This is a genomic window from Aerococcus sanguinicola, assembly GCF_008726925.1.
Lineage (GTDB): Bacteria > Bacillota > Bacilli > Lactobacillales > Aerococcaceae > Aerococcus.
In genome coordinates this window covers 47,446-62,026 of the sequence record NZ_VYWO01000006.1, presented here as the reverse complement: position 1 = coordinate 62,026, position 14,581 = coordinate 47,446, and the positions used below count along the sequence as shown (strand labels likewise).

The window sequence follows — 14,581 nt, the reverse complement described above, 5'->3', positions numbered from 1 at the left end:
CCTAAACTCCCTCCTTTACTTGGGGTGCTTGGTCAGGCAGTTCGAGGTGTTTTTCAATCAAATAGAAGATGAATTCGAGGAGAATGGTCACTAGCCAATAGATAAGGGCGAGGGCAATATAGACTTCGAAATAGCGGTAGGTCTGGCCGCCGATGATCTTACCCTGGGCCGTCATTTCGACGACACTGGTGACGAAGGCTAGAGAGGTTCCCTTAACAAGAGAAATCAGGGAGTTGCCTAGGCCCGGGATGGCGATGGTTAGGGCTTCGGGGAAGAGGATCCGTCTGAAGCACTGGCCCTTGGTCATCCCAACAGAATAAGCGGCTTCGATTTGCCCCTTATCAACCGACAAGAAGGCACCCCGGAAGATCTCGGATAAGTAGGCCGACTGGTTGATCCCCATGGCTAAGATGGCAAAGACATAACCAGGAATTCCGTTCACGTTGAGCTGCCAGCCAAATTGTGCATTCAAGTATTTTAAGAAGAGGGGCAGGCCAAAGTAGGAAATATAAAGTTGGACGATAATCGGCGTGCCGCGGACGAAGGAGACATAGAGCCGGGCCAAGGGGGTGAGGACGGGGACTTTCTCCAGGCGGATGAGGGCGATGACGATACCCAAGACCAGTCCTAGGACCATGGCTAGAGCAGTTAGCTCGAGGGTAACAGGGAGGCGGGCAAGTAGCTTGGGGATAGCCTCCAGCATGTAATTAAAGTCAAATAATTTCTCCAAGATAACACTCCTTTGTTAGCAATTAGTTGATCGGGACCTGCTGCCAAGGCGCAAGGTCGGGCCCCTTAGGCAGGATATTGTGGCTGTTACCGAAGAGGGCCTTGAGGTGGGGCGACCGGTAGTAGGATTCCTTGATGAAGTCAAAGTCGGTCGTCTCGCCAAAAGCAGGGATCTGGTAGAGGTCTCGGGCATAGCGCCAGAGATTGGGATAATCCCTGAGTCGGCGCTCACGGCAGCGGAACTCATCATAATAGACCACATCGTAGCGGGCCAGGGAAGGATAGAGTCTAAGGTCGGCATCCGTCAGCTGGTCCCCACAGAGATAGCGGGACTGACGCAGCCGATCTTCTAAAAAGTCTAAGTTTTCAAATAAGTTGTTATAAGCCTTCTCATAAGCAGACTGGCTTTCCGCGAAGCCAACCTTGTAGAAGCCAACATTAATTTCTTCATAGATGAGCCGGTTTAGGCGGTCGATCTCGGAGCGTAAGGCTTCAGGATAGAGATTGGGGGCGCCTTCAGCGTGGAAGTCTTTCCAGACCGTTTCGAGTTGAAGGCTTAACGTCTTATGGTCATTGTTGACCGCCTGGCCGCTGGCAAGGTCGACCATGAGTGGGACAGTAGGGCGGAGGTCATAGTCTGGAAGGCTTCGCTGGTAGAGCTCTAGGGTAGATCGGGCCCCTGTCAGCGGGTCGCGGCCACCGGGATAGTCAGAGAAGACCCAGCCCTGGTCTGTCCGATAGGGGCCTGTCGCGCTGATGGGAATGACTTGGTCTAAGCCCAATAAGTGGATGGCAATGACCACCTTATGGGCGTGAGGACAGGCGGGCATCCAGACCAGTTGATAGCGGTTGGCTTCTGGTCGCAAACCGCCTTCCTCATAGGAGAAAGGGGTCGCTAGGGCATTGGCTTGTTGGACAAAAGACCCATCAGATTGGATTTCTTTAGCGAAGACTGGGTGTTTACTCATCTCATACCTCCTTAATTGAAGCGGTCGCGGTCATGGGGCTCATTCCAAATAGAGGTATCGGGCCCCTTGGCTAGGATATGGTAGGGGTTATGGCCGACATTACCGAGGGAGTAGCCCATCTTAATTTGGGTGAAATCGGTGGTTGAACCAAAGCCTGGCGTTTGGTAGAGGTCCTTGGCATAGTTCCAGATGTTCGGGAAGTCGATGATGCGGTTCCGGTTGGCCTTGAATTCAGGATAGTAGGACACATCAAAGCGAGCTAGGGTCACATAGAAGCGAATATCACTATCGGTGATCTGGTCTCCAAAGAGGTAACGCTGCTTACTCAAGCGCTCTTCCAATTGGTCTAAGCGGTTGAAGAGTAAGTCATAGTTCTCTTCATAGGCTTCTTGACTTTGGGCGAAGCCGCACTTGTAGACGGCATTGTTGACCTCATTAAAGAGCATGTCGTTAAATTCGCGGATCTCTGATTGAAGAGCCTTAGGGAAGAGGTCGGGCGCCCCTTCTTTGTGGAAGGGCTTGAATTCTTCTTCCCAGTAATAGGTCAGATTGAAGTAGTCATTGTTGACGACCTTGCCCGTTTTCGTATCGACAACAGTTGGCACGGTCGCCCGGCCTTGGTAGTCAGGATCTGTTGCCGCATAAATTTCAGGCAGGTACTTGTAGTCGGAGCCTGGCAGGATACCGCCGTTAGGGTCTTCTGAGAAGTCCCAGCCGGCATCTGTCCGGACGGGTTTAGCGGTACCCAGAGAAATCACATCTTGGAGGCCCAAGAGTTCACGAGCAATTACAGACCGGTGGGCCCAGGGACAGATGGGCGCCCAGAGCAGGCGATAGCGGCCAGCTTCAACCGGTAATTCACCCTCGCCATCACCGAATGGCGTATCGAAACGGTTCTTCTGGCGAACAAAGGCTCCGGATTCACTGATTTCGTGGGCATCTTCGCGACGTGCAATATGGTCTTTAGTCATTAATATCGTCTCCTTTACTTGTTTTGAGGGATTTAGCGAGTAGAATACAATCAAAAGGAGGCTGGCCGGTGACTTCTTGGCTGATGGCCTGGTAGCCCTGCTTCTCATAGAAGGCCTGGACAGCTGTCCTAGAATTGATTAAGAAACGCTGGCAACCGGATTCGGTCAACCAGGCTTCAGCGGCTTGTACCCCTGCCCGGCCATAGCCACGACCTTCCTGCCAGGGAACAGTGGCCACCCGTTCAATCTGCCCAGTCTCTTGGTCAAGCTGGCGGAGCCGGCAAGTAGCGACAGGCTGGTCGCCTTCCATGACCAGGATATAACGGCTATCCGCTTGGTCATCGGCGAATTCGAGCGGCAAGGGAGCAGAGAGAGGGGCCGGGTTAGAAGCCGCAATACGCACATAGTGGACGCCAGCCAGCTGCCAGCTTAGGCCTTGAACGCGGTGGATTTCCATAGGATCAGCCTCCTAGTTCAAGGGCTTTTCATAGTGCTCTTTGGCAGGGGTTTGGTCCTTGCCAAAGTGTTGTTCAGTCAATTTCTTAATGGTCCCGTCCTCAGCCATTTCCTTGAGCACTTGGTTGACTTCTTCGCGCAGGGCTTGGCCTTTATCATTCTTAGCGAAGAGGAAGTAGGCCAGGATAGAGGTGGTGAGATAATCATTATCCTGTTCACTCATCGGATGGGCTTCTAATTGGTCATAGTGGTAGTTCTCTTGGTTGAGGTTATAGATGGGATAGTCATCGATGGCAAATTTCTTCGGATCTGCTTCAATCTGTTGGTACTTGACGGGAATTTCTGCATCTGTGTATTCGATCTGAATGGCCTTGTCAGGGTGGTCTTCATTGTATTTCTTGACGGCTGCCGTGTTGTTGGTGGAAGGGTCTCCCACATAGGTTAAGCCAGCTTCGGCAGCTTGATCAAGGTTCTCAATGGTTTGGTCCTTATGGTGGATGAAGCAGTAGTTGGCATTATTGTACGGGTAAGAGTAGAGGTAATTTTGGGCTCGCTCTTCATTGTAGCTAAAGTTGTTTACTCCAATATCGTAGTTCCCAGTATTAACACCGGTGAGGACTGAAGGGATATCGGTGAGCTCTAATTTAAGCTCGCGATCAGGCAGGCGTTTGAAAACCTCCTTGATGACATCAATGTCATAACCCGTGAGATTATTCTGGTCATCAACAGTGACATAGGGGGCCGGCGTCCCACCTGTCCCAGCGATGACAGTTGCTGAGTCGGCGTCGCTAGACGATGAAGAGGCAGTCGAGCTGGCCCCACTATCTGATAGGGCGCAGGCACCTAGGAAGAAGAGACTGAGGAGGCTGAGGCTGAGACGTTTAGTAAGTTTTTTCATTCAAATTTCCTTCTTTCTTAGTGGACATGGTCGGCGTCGGACCAAATACGGCGGGCGATGTCGCGGATATGGGCCAGTTTCTGCCACTGGTCGGCTTCAGTCAGCAGATTGCCTTCTTCCGTTGAAGCAAAGCCGCACTGGGGACTGAGGTAGAGCTTGTCGAGGGGGTGGTAGTGACTAGCTTCCTCGACGCGCTGGATAATGGTATCCGGATCTTCGAGATCAGCTTCTTTGGAGGTGATAAGACCTAGGACTACATCAACGGAGTCAGGTACTTCACGAAGCGCTTCGAAGCCTCCTGCCCGGTCCGTATCGTATTCCAAGAACTGACGGTCGAAATCTTGCTGGGCAAAGGCATAAGGGGCAATCGCATCATAAGCCCCTTGGGAAGCCCACTGCGACCGGAAATTGCCCCGGCAATTGTGGGTGCTAATAACGAGGTCAGAGGGACGCGCCTTAAGTACCGCATTGTTGACTTGAACGAAATCTTCGGCCAAAGATTCAGCAAGTTGGTCGAAATCTTCATTGCGGAAGGCGTAGATCTTCTCGAAGCGGTCGCGGTCGACAAGGGTAATCCAGATGGGGTCATCGAACTGGAGGAAGCGGGCACCAGCTTGGTAGAGGTCTTCGAGGACCTTCTGATAGCTGGACTGGATATCCTGGAAGAGCCCTTCCTTATTAGGATAAATCCGCTTGACATTAGCCAAACCAGCCTCGGTTGAGGTCAAGTCATAGTAGAGTCGGGCTGGCGAAGGGAGGGTGATTTTAGCGTCTACACCTTCATAGTCAGCCGCCACATCCCGGAGAAAAATAAAGTCATCAACAAAGGGATGGTCTTCTCCCGATAGTTTAGCCACCAAGTCTAGACTGTCGGCCTGGTATTTCACTTCTGTTTCTGATAGGTGGAAATTCGCTGCGGTCCGCTGACGATTTACTGCCTCAACACCCGTTAAAGCCCAGAAGAAGTCCAGGTGCCACCAAGTACGGCGAACTTCACCATCTGTCACTTGGCCGTAGCCTAGCTCTACCTGTTTGGCGACGAGCTCTCTGATGGCCTGGTCTTCCACCTGGCGTAAATCAGCATCAGTAATTTGACCTTGGCTGTGTTGCTTTCGGGCTTGGAGGACTTGGGCAGGTCGCAGGAAACTTCCTACGATGTCATAACGTTTCTTCATGATAGTCTCCTTTTAAATAGCTTACTTTTAGATAGCCATAAATAGCTTACTTAATGTTAGTCTTCATGATCGTTATTGTCAATCAATAGATCGTTTATCGACTGAAGCAATAAGCGATCAGGAGTGATCAGGGTTAGGGGAGACCAGCTAATAATGCTGTTAAATCAAGCAAATGAACTAGAGAAAGTGGCTGTTTGATGAAATTGAAGCCTGCCGATTCGCGTGCTATAATCCTAGGCAATATTCTTTTTAACAAGCTTTCAATGAGTAGCTAGAGCTTCTGTCCTAGCCCTTGTGAATGTAGAAAGAAGGAAGAAAATTATGGCAATTGTAACGAACGACATTACTGACTTAGTGGGCAATACCCCCTTATTCAAATTGAATCATATCGTGCCTGAGGGAGCAGCAGACGTCTACCTTAAGCTGGAATCCTTCAATATTGGTGGGAGCATTAAATCACGAACGGCCCTCAATATGATTCTAGATGCCGAAGAGAAAGGTCGCTTGCAAGAAGGAGATACGATTGTTGAAGCTTCGACCGGGAACACTGGAGTGGGGTTAGCTCTGATTGGCCCAGCACGGGGCTACCAGGTACTGATCTTGATGCCGGACAGTGCCGACCCTGCCCGAGTCGAAATTCTTAAAGCCTATGGTGCCCAAGTTGAATTTCGTGACCATAAAGGCGGCGTTGAGGACTTAGTGGCCGCCGGCGAAGCTTATGACCAAGAAGAGGGCTATGTCTTCATGCGGCAATTCTCCAATCCTGCCAATCCAGAAACCCATGTTAAAACAACTGGACCTGAAATCTATGAGGCGCTCGGTCAAGCACCTGATGCTTTTGTAGCTGGTGCAGGCACTGGTGGGACCCTGACTGGTATTGCCAGATATTTGAGAAGCAAGAGCGAAGATGTTCAAATTTATGCGGTAGAGCCAGCTGAATCAGCGGTCCTCCATGGTCAAGACAAGGGCCCTCATAAGATTCAAGGGATTGGACCAGGGATTATTCCCGAGACCCTAGACACCGACATTTACGATGAAGTTTTGGACGTGTCGTCGGAGGCGGCCATTGAAATGACCCGACGTTTGGGCCGGGAAGAGAGTATCTTTGCGGGGATTTCGAGTGGTGCCAACACGGTTGCCGCCATTGAAGTCGCTAAGCAATTAGGCCCAGGCAAAATTGTTGTTGCCATTGCACCTGATACAGGAGAACGTTACTTAAATTCTGATATCTTTATGGCTAGGGGAAGTTATGTACCAGTGAGAGATTAAGGCTTTATCTTCTTTGAAATGGTGTTTGTGCTATTTGAGTAGCTTGTAGTAATAATTTGTTATAGAACCATTGACAGGCCGCTTCTGTCTTAGTACAGGAGTGGCCTGTTAAAATGCTGTTTATTTATAAATAATGAATGGTTAGAAAAGGCAATCCATCATATTTTATAATCATGTTGACTTTCTTTTCCACAATTCCAATTGACTTTCCCTATGAAAGGGGGTACAGTTGGCTTAACTGGTAATGACAAGTGGTGACAAGCAACCAGTGAATCTATAGTTAAGAAGGATGATTTTATGACAGCGTTACGGAAGAACTCTTCCGAAGCCTTATATGTTCAGCTGGTTGAAGCCTTGATCCAACTCATTGGTGACCAGTATGCTCCAGGTGACAAGATTCTCTCAGAGCGAGAGATTTGCGAGACTTATGGGGTGAGTCGGACGACAGTGCGCCAGGCTTTGACGGAATTGCTCAATATGGGCTATATCTACAAGCGGCACGGCCTAGGGACCTTTGTGGCAGACCGCCAGTCCCACCGCAAGAACTTGGCAGAGAGCTACAGCTTTACTGAGGGCATGAAGAAGATTGGGAAGACCCCATCGAGTCAGATCTTAGACTTTGCTTTGGAGCCAGCCAACTATCTACTAGGCCGCCAGCTGGATCTTTTACCGGATGAGAAGCTTTACCGGATCGACCGCTTGCGTTTAGCGGATGGCGATCCGATGATGGTGGAGCGGACCTATCTACCTGCTCGGGCCTTTCCAGGTTTGACGGCGGACCTCCTCGAGAAGAAGCCTCTTTATGAGGTCTTTCGTCAGAATTATAACCAGGAGATTTCTGTTGCCAATGAAGAGATTACAGCGGCCCTCATGACCAAGCTAGAAGCCGAAGTGCTGGGCACGAATCCCAATAATCCCTGCCTCAAGATTGAGCGCCTCTCTTATAACCTGGCTGACGAAATTATTGAATTCACGATTTCGACCGCACGGGCCGACCAATTCTCCTATCATTTAAGCTTCCAAGGCCAATAATGGGGATTGTCTATCTGCTCTAAATATAAAAAATTAAGCAATTCTTTAAAAAGACTTGACAAATCGGCCAAAAAAGAATACGCTTACATTAACTGGTAATGACATGTAATACCACTTGTCAGGATGTTCAAAAAAGAAAGGATGACTCCGATGCGACAAGCTATAAAAGCGGACAAGTTTTTCTTAGAAAATGAAATTCTAGGTCCAGGTTATTTAATTATTGAAGATGGCAAGTTCCTTCGTTATAGCCAAGAAGATAGTGGGGACAGTGATGAGACCCTAGACTATAGCGGCTATTGGATTGGGCCGGGTCTAGTGGACACACACATCCACGGCTTCAATGGTTCGGACGTGATGGATGCGACGCCAGAAGCTGTTGAGACCATCCGCCAAGGCTTACCCGCAACCGGGGTCACCAGTTTCTTAGCAACGACACTGACGGCTTCTGTGGAAGAAACCGACCGCGCCGTTGCGGTGGTGGCAGAGGTGGCAGAAGAAGATAAAGGGGCTAAGATCCAGGGTATCTTCCTGGAAGGGCCTTTCTTTGTGGAAGCCCACAAGGGAGCTCAGAACCCGGACTACTTCATCGCACCGAGCCCTGATGTACTAGACCAGTGGCAGGCTTCCGCCAAGGATTTAATCCGCAAGGCGGCCCTAGCCCCTGAATATCCTGAAACCGCAGCCTTTATTGAACGGGCTAAGGCACTCGATGTCAAGGTAGCCATTGGCCATACCGATGCCAGTTATGACCAGGCCCGACGTGCAGTTGACCAGGGAGCCAGTTTATTCGTTCATACCTTTAATGGAATGAGTGGGCTCCACCACCGGGAACCTGGCGTTGTGGGGGCTGCCATGACCCTGCAGAACACCTATGCGGAAGTGATTGCAGACGGCCACCACGTTAACCCCGCAGCCATTAAGGCCCTGCTCAATGCGCGCAATGTGACTAACACCCTCTTAGTGACAGATTGCATGCGGGCTGGTGGCTTGGAAGATGGCAATTATACCTTAGGCGAATATCCGGTTGAGGTGAAAGACGGCGCTGCCCGCTTAGCCAATGGCAGCCTAGCTGGTTCAGTCCTCCAACTCAAGGATGCGGTCCGCAACTTAGTTGACTGGGAATTAACAACGGTCCACGAAGCCTTGAATATGGCCAGTGCAGTTGCCGCCCGCAGCGTAGCCATTGATGACCGCTGTGGCTCCATCAAGGCGGGACGTGCGGCTGATTTCATTGTCATGACACCCCAGCTTGAACTCCAAGCTACCTATATCAACGGACAAGTCGCTTATCAAAAATAATTTGAGGAGGCTATGGAATGTTATTAGAAAGTCAAGAAAAATTAGAAAGCTTAGGGGCGATTAACACAGCTCCTGAAATCAAACAACAACCTGAACTTTGGGAAGAAACCCTAGAGATCTACAAAGAGAACCGGGAAGCTCTAGCTGACTACTTAGCTAAGATTGAAGGCAAGCATGATCAGATTCGCATCATCTTCACCGGGGCCGGGACTTCCGCCTTTGTCGGCGAAACTGTTCTTCCTTATGTGAGTGAACAATTGGATGCCAAGAAATGGCGGGTAGAAGCTATTGCGACCACCAGTATTGTCAGCAATCCTTACCAATACCTCGAGAAGGAATTGCCAACACTTCTTGTTTCCTATGCGCGCAGCGGCAACAGCCCAGAGAGTGTGAAGACGGTTCAATTGGCCCAAGAGCTCATCGATGACCTCTACCAATTGACCATCACCTGTGCCCCTGAAGGCAAGCTGGCACAGAATGCCCAAGGGGATCCGAAGAACTTCTCCCTCTTAATGCCTGAACGCTCGAACGACAAGGGCTTCGCGATGACAGGGTCTTACTCCTGCATGGCCCTCGCCAGCCTCCTTGTTTTTGGCCAAGAAAGCTTAGAAGCTAAGGAAGCCTATGTCGCCAAACTTGCAGAGATCGGGCGTGAAGCTATTGACCGGGAAGATGAAATCGCCAAGTACTTGGAAGGCAACTTCGACCGCGTGGTTTACTTAGGCTCAGGTAGCTTAGCTGGCCTAGCCCATGAAGCCCACTTGAAAGTTCTGGAATTAACAGCCGGTCAAGTTGAAGCTAGCTTCGAATCCTCACTCGGCTTCAGACACGGTCCAAAATCTATTGTTAACGAAAAGACTCTGGTCTTCCTCTTCTTGTCCAATCACCCTTATACCCGCCTCTATGACATCGACCTCTTGAAGGAAGTAGCAGCAGACCAGATTGCAGAAGAAGTGGTCGGCATTGGGGCACCAGCTGAACCTACTTATGAAGGGGATGCCTTCACTTACCAAAGCGGGGAAGACCTGCCGGATGCCTATCTCGCCTTGGCAGATGTGATCTTTGCCCAAATCGTCTCCCTACATACTTCGGTGAAAGTGGGCAATAAACCAGATACCCCTTCACCTACAGGCACAGTGAATCGCGTGGTTAAGGGCGTTATCCTCCACGACTACCAAGCATAAGACGGACTGACAGACACGACCAAGACTGGAAAGGATTTGACCGATGACTTCATTCAACATTCAAGGCGAAGATTTTGTCCTCGATGGCCAGCCCTTTAAGATCTTGTCAGGGGCTATCCACTACTTCCGTCTGCCGCGAGCGGACTGGGAGCACTCCCTCTATAATTTGAAGGCACTAGGCTTTAACACGGTTGAAACTTATGTGCCATGGAACTGGCATGAGCCCAAGGAAGGCGAATTTGATTTCCAAGGGGATAAGGATGTCTGTGCTTTCATTGAGACAGCTGAAGCACTAGGCCTCTATGTCATCATCCGCCCCTCACCTTATATCTGTGCGGAGTGGGAATTCGGTGGCCTGCCTGCCTGGTTACCTAAGAAGTGCCAGCGGATGCGGTCTTCTGACCCCGCCTACTTAGAAGCCGTTCAAAACTACTATGATGTCCTACTCCCCAAGCTCAAGCCTTATCAATTCACTGAAGGGGGCCCGATTCTCATGGTACAGATTGAGAATGAATACGGCTCTTACGGCGAAGACAAGGCCTATCTCGAAGCCCTCTACCGGATGCTTCGAGCAGGCGGGATCGATGTGCCCCTCTTCACCTCAGATGGGGCTTGGCGGGCCACCCTAAGAGCAGGAACTCTGACTGACTTGGACGAAGAAACCATCCTGATGACGGGGAACTTTGGCTCCCGGGCCAAGAAGAATTTCACCGCCCTACGTGCCTACCAAGAAGAAGTGGGTCAGGTGGGACCTCTCATGTGTATGGAGTTCTGGGACGGTTGGTTTAACCGCTGGGGAAGCGATATTGTGACCCGGGAAACCGATGAATTAGTCGATGCCGTTAGAGAAGCCCTAGAAATAGGCTCTATCAACCTCTACATGTTCCACGGAGGGACCAACTTTGGCTTCAGCAACGGCTGTTCCGCCCGGGGTACACGCGACCTCCCACAAATCAGTTCCTATGATTACGGGGCGCCCCTGGATGAGCAGGGTAATCCGACTGACAAATACTATGCCATACAGGAACTGATTCATGAGATGTTCCCAGAGCTTCCTCAAGCGGAGCCCCGGGTCAAAGCCACCCTCGATGAACAAAGCCTTTCCTTAGTTGACCGGGTGAATCTCTTTGAAGTCCTCGAGAGTATTTCGGACAAAGTGACCAGTCTCTACCCTCAGTCCATGGACCAGCTTGGCCACCACTATGGCTACATGGTCTATCGGACCCAGTTTGAGAAGGATGCTGAGAGCGAACGCCTCCGCCTCATCGATGGCCGAGACCGGGCCCATGTCTATGTCAACCAAGACTTGGTGGCTACCCAATACCAAGAAGAGATTGGGGAAGACATTAACGTTCAGCTCACAGAAGAGCAGAACCAATTGGATATCCTCTTTGAGAATATGGGCCGGGTTAACTATGGCCACAAGCTCCAAGCCGATACCCAAGAGAAGGGCCTTCGCCAAGGGGCTATGGCTGACTTGCACTTTATGCTCAATTGGGACCATTACCTGATCGATTTTGACCGTGCCGGACAGATTGATTTCAGCAAGGAATGGTCAGAAGGACAAGCTGCTTTCTACCGCTTCGAACTTGAGCTCGACCAAGTGGAAGATACATTTATTGACCTAACAGGTTTTGGCAAGGGGATTGTCCTCGTCAACGGTCATAATCTCGGCCGCTACTGGGAGCGCGGGCCTATCCGCAGCCTCTATTGCCCAGGGGCCTTCCTTCAGTCGGGGCACAATGACATCATCGTCTTTGAAACAGAAGGACGTGCCGCAGACCAAATTCATTTAAGCAAAGAACATACATTTATTAAGGAGTGATCAGCCATGATTATTGCATGTCGTATTGATGGCCGCCTGGTACACGGGCAAGTGGCTAACTTGTGGACCCCTAAGTTATCGATTGAGCGGATTATCGTTGTCGATGACAAGGTCTCGGAGAGCAAGATTGATAAAGCAGGCTTGCGCTTAGCTACCCCTAACGGTGTCCGCCTCAGTGTCTTACCTGTGGCCCGAGCAGCCAAACAAATTAATGAAGACCGCTATAAGTCACAACGCGTTCTGATTGTTGCTAAGACACCAGATATCTTCTTGGAACTGGTTGAAGCAGGTGTTCCGATCGAAGAGATCAACGTGGGCAATATGTCCCAAACGGAAGAAACCACTGCCATTAATAACTCAATTAATGTGGTGCAAAAAGATGTGGATGACTTCCATCAGTTAGTGGATCATGGGGTGAAACTCATTGCCCAAATGGCGCCGAGTGATCCTGCTAAGGAATTCATGCCCTTACTCGAATCGAAGTTTAAGTCATAATCAATTAAAAATTTTTAAGGAGGGACTATAATGGCTATTCAATGGTGGCAAATTCTATTACTCACGTTGTATTCTGGCTATCAAATTTGGGACGAGCTCCATCTGGTGACCTCAGCCGGTTCAGCCGTATTTGCGGGCTTATTCACAGGCCTCGTGATGGGGGATGTGAAGACTGGCTTAATTATTGGTGGGGCCATGCAGTTAACCATTCTCGGTGTAGGGACCTTCGGGGGTGCCTCACGGATTGACGCCAACTCAGGGACGGTGCTGGCAACGGCCTTCTCAGTTTCGATTGGTATGGAACCTGAACAAGCCGTGGCAGCCTTGGCGGTACCGGTGGCAGCCTTGATGATCCAAACGGACGTCTTGGCCCGCTTCGCCAATACTTACTTCGCACACCGGATCGACTCAGCAATTGAGAAACACGACTACAAGGCAATTGAACGGAACTATCTCATGGGGATCCTACCTTGGGCCTTATCCCGGATGATTCCAATCTTCCTCGCCCTAGCTTTTGGGGGCGGTGTGGTACAAACCGCTGTGGACTATCTGAATACCAACTTGGCTTGGCTAGCTGATGGCTTAACCCTGGCTGGACGCGTCTTACCTGCAGTTGGTTTCGCTATTCTCTTACGTTACCTACCTGTTAAGAAGAATATTGCTTACCTCGCTCTGGGCTTTGTGATTACGGCCTTACTATCAACGGTCTTCTCGAATATCACAGCCATTAGCGGTGAATTAGGCCAATTGGCGGAAGAATTAAGCGGAACCTTCGTCCCACTTCCAATGTTAGGGGTTTCCCTCATTGGCTTCGCCTTAGCCTTTATCCATTATAAGAATACTGTTGAACGGCAAGCTCTAGAAGACAAAGTCGCTAAGGCACCTGCTGGGCAAGCAGTCAGTGCAGACCAAGGGGATGTAGATGCAAGTGACCGTGTAGAGGAAGGAGAGATTCTCGATGACGAACTCTAAGGAACAAGTTCAAGTAGAAACTTCTGAGAAGAAAACTGGTTACAAACTGACCGATCAAGACTTCAAACAGATCAACCTAAGGAGCATATTCGCCTACCAAGCAGGTTGGAACTATGAACGGATGCAGGGTTCAGGTTATCTCTATACCATCCTGCCACAATTACGTAAGCTCTATGGGGATAAGACGGATGCCTTGAAGGAAGCCATGAAGACCCATGCCCAATTCTTCAATACCTCCAACTTCTTCAATACCATTATTACAGGGATTGACCTAGCCATTGAAGAAGAAGAAGGGGAAGAAAGTCTCGATACCGTTGCTGGTTTGAAGGCAGGTCTGATGGGACCCTTCGCAGCGATTGGGGACTCCTTGTTCGGGGCCTTGGTCCCAACTATCTTTGGGGCTATCGCAGCCAACCTCGCTTCCCAAGGTAACCCATTCGGGGTCCTCTTATGGGTAGCGGCTGGGATCGCCATCATCATCTTCCGTTGGCGTCAATTGAAGTATGCTTACGGAGAAGGGTCTTCCCTGGTGAACGAAATGCAAGGCCAGTTAAGTGCCCTAACCGAAGCCGCTTCCCTCATGGGGGTCTTCATGGTGGGTGGTCTGGTCGCAACCATGGTCAATGTGGAAATCGCCTTTGCTCCAGAAGTGGCGGGCGTAACCGTTGACTTCCAAGGGATCTTCGACCAAATCTTACCTAAGCTCGTGCCAGCCTTAATTGTGGGATTTGTTTACTGGCTACTCGGCAAGAAGAATATCACCTCAACCAAAGCCATCTTTATCGTATTAATCTTATCGATTGCGCTCTCTGCACTCGGAGTGCTCGGATAGTCTAAATCTGCAAAGGAGAATTTAAAATGAAAGCATTAGTATTAATTAGTCATGGGAGCTTCAGTCAAGGCATTAAAGAAAGTGCCGAAATGATTATGGGGCCACAAGAAAATATCTATTCCCTTAGCTTATTGCCTGAAGAAGGGGCCGAAGACTTTGAGAAGAAGTTTGTTGAACTTACTGACCAACTAGATGACTTCGTCGTCTTCGCTGACTTAGCCGGGGGCACACCCAACAATGTCGCCGCCCGCCAACTCCTCGAAGGCAAGCAATTCCAACTCTATGCGGGAATGAACCTGCCCATGGTAATTGCTTTCGTTAACGGACAACTCCTTGAAACAGACATGGACTACCTAGAAGAAGCCAAGACCAACACAGTCAACGTCAACGAACAACTCGGACTCTAAAGGGTGTGAGCAAGAGCGTTTAGTTTTGGATGCTTGGAGCAAGTTGGGATAAGGGCAAGCTATGCTTGC

At 50.0% G+C, this 14,581-nt stretch carries 15 protein-coding genes; 9 read left to right on the top strand and 6 right to left on the bottom strand.

What is annotated here, in order from left to right; translation table 11 throughout:
• Window position 1: 1 nt before the first annotated feature.
• The 6 genes from F6I03_RS08425 to F6I03_RS08400 are packed head-to-tail and all read right to left on the bottom strand — an operon-like array spanning window position 2 to window position 5,197.
• On the bottom strand, window positions 2-730 hold the full coding sequence (locus F6I03_RS08425; protein WP_141737884.1) for an amino acid ABC transporter permease: 729 nt from the start codon (window positions 728-730) through the stop codon (window positions 2-4).
• A gap of 22 nt (window positions 731-752) precedes the next feature.
• Window positions 753-1,697, bottom strand: a complete 945-nt coding sequence (locus tag F6I03_RS08420) for a glutathione S-transferase C-terminal domain-containing protein (protein ID WP_070431636.1) — start codon at window positions 1,695-1,697, stop codon at window positions 753-755.
• Window positions 1,698-1,708: 11 nt separating this feature from the next.
• Window positions 1,709-2,668 (bottom strand): glutathione S-transferase family protein, encoded by a 960-nt coding sequence (locus tag F6I03_RS08415; protein WP_070431635.1) that lies wholly within the window; start codon window positions 2,666-2,668, stop codon window positions 1,709-1,711.
• On the bottom strand, window positions 2,661-3,125 hold the full coding sequence (locus tag F6I03_RS08410; protein WP_070431634.1) for a GNAT family N-acetyltransferase: 465 nt from the start codon (window positions 3,123-3,125) through the stop codon (window positions 2,661-2,663). Before F6I03_RS08410 ends, F6I03_RS08415 begins: the two co-directional genes overlap by 8 nt.
• A 12-nt stretch (window positions 3,126-3,137) precedes the next feature.
• On the bottom strand, window positions 3,138-4,022 hold the full coding sequence (locus F6I03_RS08405) for a transporter substrate-binding domain-containing protein (protein ID WP_070431633.1): 885 nt from the start codon (window positions 4,020-4,022) through the stop codon (window positions 3,138-3,140).
• 17 nt (window positions 4,023-4,039) lie between these two features.
• On the bottom strand, window positions 4,040-5,197 hold the full coding sequence (locus tag F6I03_RS08400) for a 5-methyltetrahydropteroyltriglutamate--homocysteine S-methyltransferase (protein ID WP_070431632.1): 1,158 nt from the start codon (window positions 5,195-5,197) through the stop codon (window positions 4,040-4,042).
• 321 nt (window positions 5,198-5,518) lie between these two features.
• Here F6I03_RS08400 and cysK point away from each other — a divergent pair, with 321 nt between their 5' ends.
• From cysK to F6I03_RS08355, 9 genes are all read left to right on the top strand, one after another.
• A complete protein-coding gene (cysK, locus tag F6I03_RS08395; protein ID WP_070431631.1) occupies window positions 5,519-6,466 on the top strand; it encodes a cysteine synthase A in 948 nt (315 codons plus the stop codon).
• A gap of 297 nt (window positions 6,467-6,763) precedes the next feature.
• Complete coding sequence (locus tag F6I03_RS08390; protein WP_070431630.1) at window positions 6,764-7,498, top strand: GntR family transcriptional regulator; 735 nt, start codon at window positions 6,764-6,766, stop codon at window positions 7,496-7,498.
• Between the two features lie 150 nt (window positions 7,499-7,648).
• Window positions 7,649-8,797, top strand: a complete 1,149-nt coding sequence (gene nagA / locus F6I03_RS08385; RefSeq protein ID WP_070431629.1) for an N-acetylglucosamine-6-phosphate deacetylase — start codon at window positions 7,649-7,651, stop codon at window positions 8,795-8,797.
• A 17-nt stretch (window positions 8,798-8,814) separates the two neighbouring features.
• Window positions 8,815-9,981 carry an SIS domain-containing protein gene (locus F6I03_RS08380; RefSeq protein ID WP_070431628.1) on the top strand — a complete coding sequence of 389 codons (1,167 nt, stop codon included), beginning with the start codon at window positions 8,815-8,817 and terminating at the stop codon, window positions 9,979-9,981.
• A gap of 43 nt (window positions 9,982-10,024) precedes the next feature.
• Entirely contained in the window at window positions 10,025-11,806 is a 1,782-nt protein-coding gene (locus tag F6I03_RS08375; RefSeq protein ID WP_070431627.1) for a glycoside hydrolase family 35 protein, read from the top strand.
• A gap of 6 nt (window positions 11,807-11,812) precedes the next feature.
• The gene (locus tag F6I03_RS08370) at window positions 11,813-12,301 is read left to right on the top strand and encodes a PTS system mannose/fructose/N-acetylgalactosamine-transporter subunit IIB (RefSeq protein WP_070431626.1); all 489 of its coding nucleotides are present in this window, start codon (window positions 11,813-11,815) and stop codon (window positions 12,299-12,301) included.
• A gap of 30 nt (window positions 12,302-12,331) precedes the next feature.
• Complete coding sequence (locus tag F6I03_RS08365; RefSeq protein ID WP_070431625.1) at window positions 12,332-13,273, top strand: PTS mannose/fructose/sorbose/N-acetylgalactosamine transporter subunit IIC; 942 nt, start codon at window positions 12,332-12,334, stop codon at window positions 13,271-13,273.
• On the top strand, window positions 13,260-14,105 hold the full coding sequence (locus tag F6I03_RS08360; RefSeq protein ID WP_070431624.1) for a PTS system mannose/fructose/sorbose family transporter subunit IID: 846 nt from the start codon (window positions 13,260-13,262) through the stop codon (window positions 14,103-14,105). Before F6I03_RS08365 ends, F6I03_RS08360 begins: the two co-directional genes overlap by 14 nt.
• A gap of 26 nt (window positions 14,106-14,131) precedes the next feature.
• Entirely contained in the window at window positions 14,132-14,512 is a 381-nt protein-coding gene (locus tag F6I03_RS08355) for a PTS sugar transporter subunit IIA (protein ID WP_070431623.1), read from the top strand.
• Window positions 14,513-14,581: the final 69 nt, after the last annotated feature.

Coding starts and splice junctions, on each gene's coding strand:
- F6I03_RS08420 (WP_070431636.1), bottom strand. CDS start 1,697: ATGAGTAAACACCCAGTCTTCGCTAAAGAAATCCAATCTGATGGGTCT.
- F6I03_RS08415 (WP_070431635.1), bottom strand. CDS start 2,668: ATGACTAAAGACCATATTGCACGTCGCGAAGATGCCCACGAAATCAGT.
- F6I03_RS08410 (WP_070431634.1), bottom strand. CDS start 3,125: ATGGAAATCCACCGCGTTCAAGGCCTAAGCTGGCAGCTGGCTGGCGTC.
- F6I03_RS08405 (WP_070431633.1), bottom strand. CDS start 4,022: ATGAAAAAACTTACTAAACGTCTCAGCCTCAGCCTCCTCAGTCTCTTC.
- F6I03_RS08400 (WP_070431632.1), bottom strand. CDS start 5,197: ATGAAGAAACGTTATGACATCGTAGGAAGTTTCCTGCGACCTGCCCAA.
- cysK (WP_070431631.1), top strand. CDS start 5,519: ATGGCAATTGTAACGAACGACATTACTGACTTAGTGGGCAATACCCCC.
- F6I03_RS08390 (WP_070431630.1), top strand. CDS start 6,764: ATGACAGCGTTACGGAAGAACTCTTCCGAAGCCTTATATGTTCAGCTG.
- nagA (WP_070431629.1), top strand. CDS start 7,649: ATGCGACAAGCTATAAAAGCGGACAAGTTTTTCTTAGAAAATGAAATT.
- F6I03_RS08380 (WP_070431628.1), top strand. CDS start 8,815: ATGTTATTAGAAAGTCAAGAAAAATTAGAAAGCTTAGGGGCGATTAAC.
- F6I03_RS08375 (WP_070431627.1), top strand. CDS start 10,025: ATGACTTCATTCAACATTCAAGGCGAAGATTTTGTCCTCGATGGCCAG.
- F6I03_RS08370 (WP_070431626.1), top strand. CDS start 11,813: ATGATTATTGCATGTCGTATTGATGGCCGCCTGGTACACGGGCAAGTG.
- F6I03_RS08365 (WP_070431625.1), top strand. CDS start 12,332: ATGGCTATTCAATGGTGGCAAATTCTATTACTCACGTTGTATTCTGGC.
- F6I03_RS08360 (WP_070431624.1), top strand. CDS start 13,260: ATGACGAACTCTAAGGAACAAGTTCAAGTAGAAACTTCTGAGAAGAAA.
- F6I03_RS08355 (WP_070431623.1), top strand. CDS start 14,132: ATGAAAGCATTAGTATTAATTAGTCATGGGAGCTTCAGTCAAGGCATT.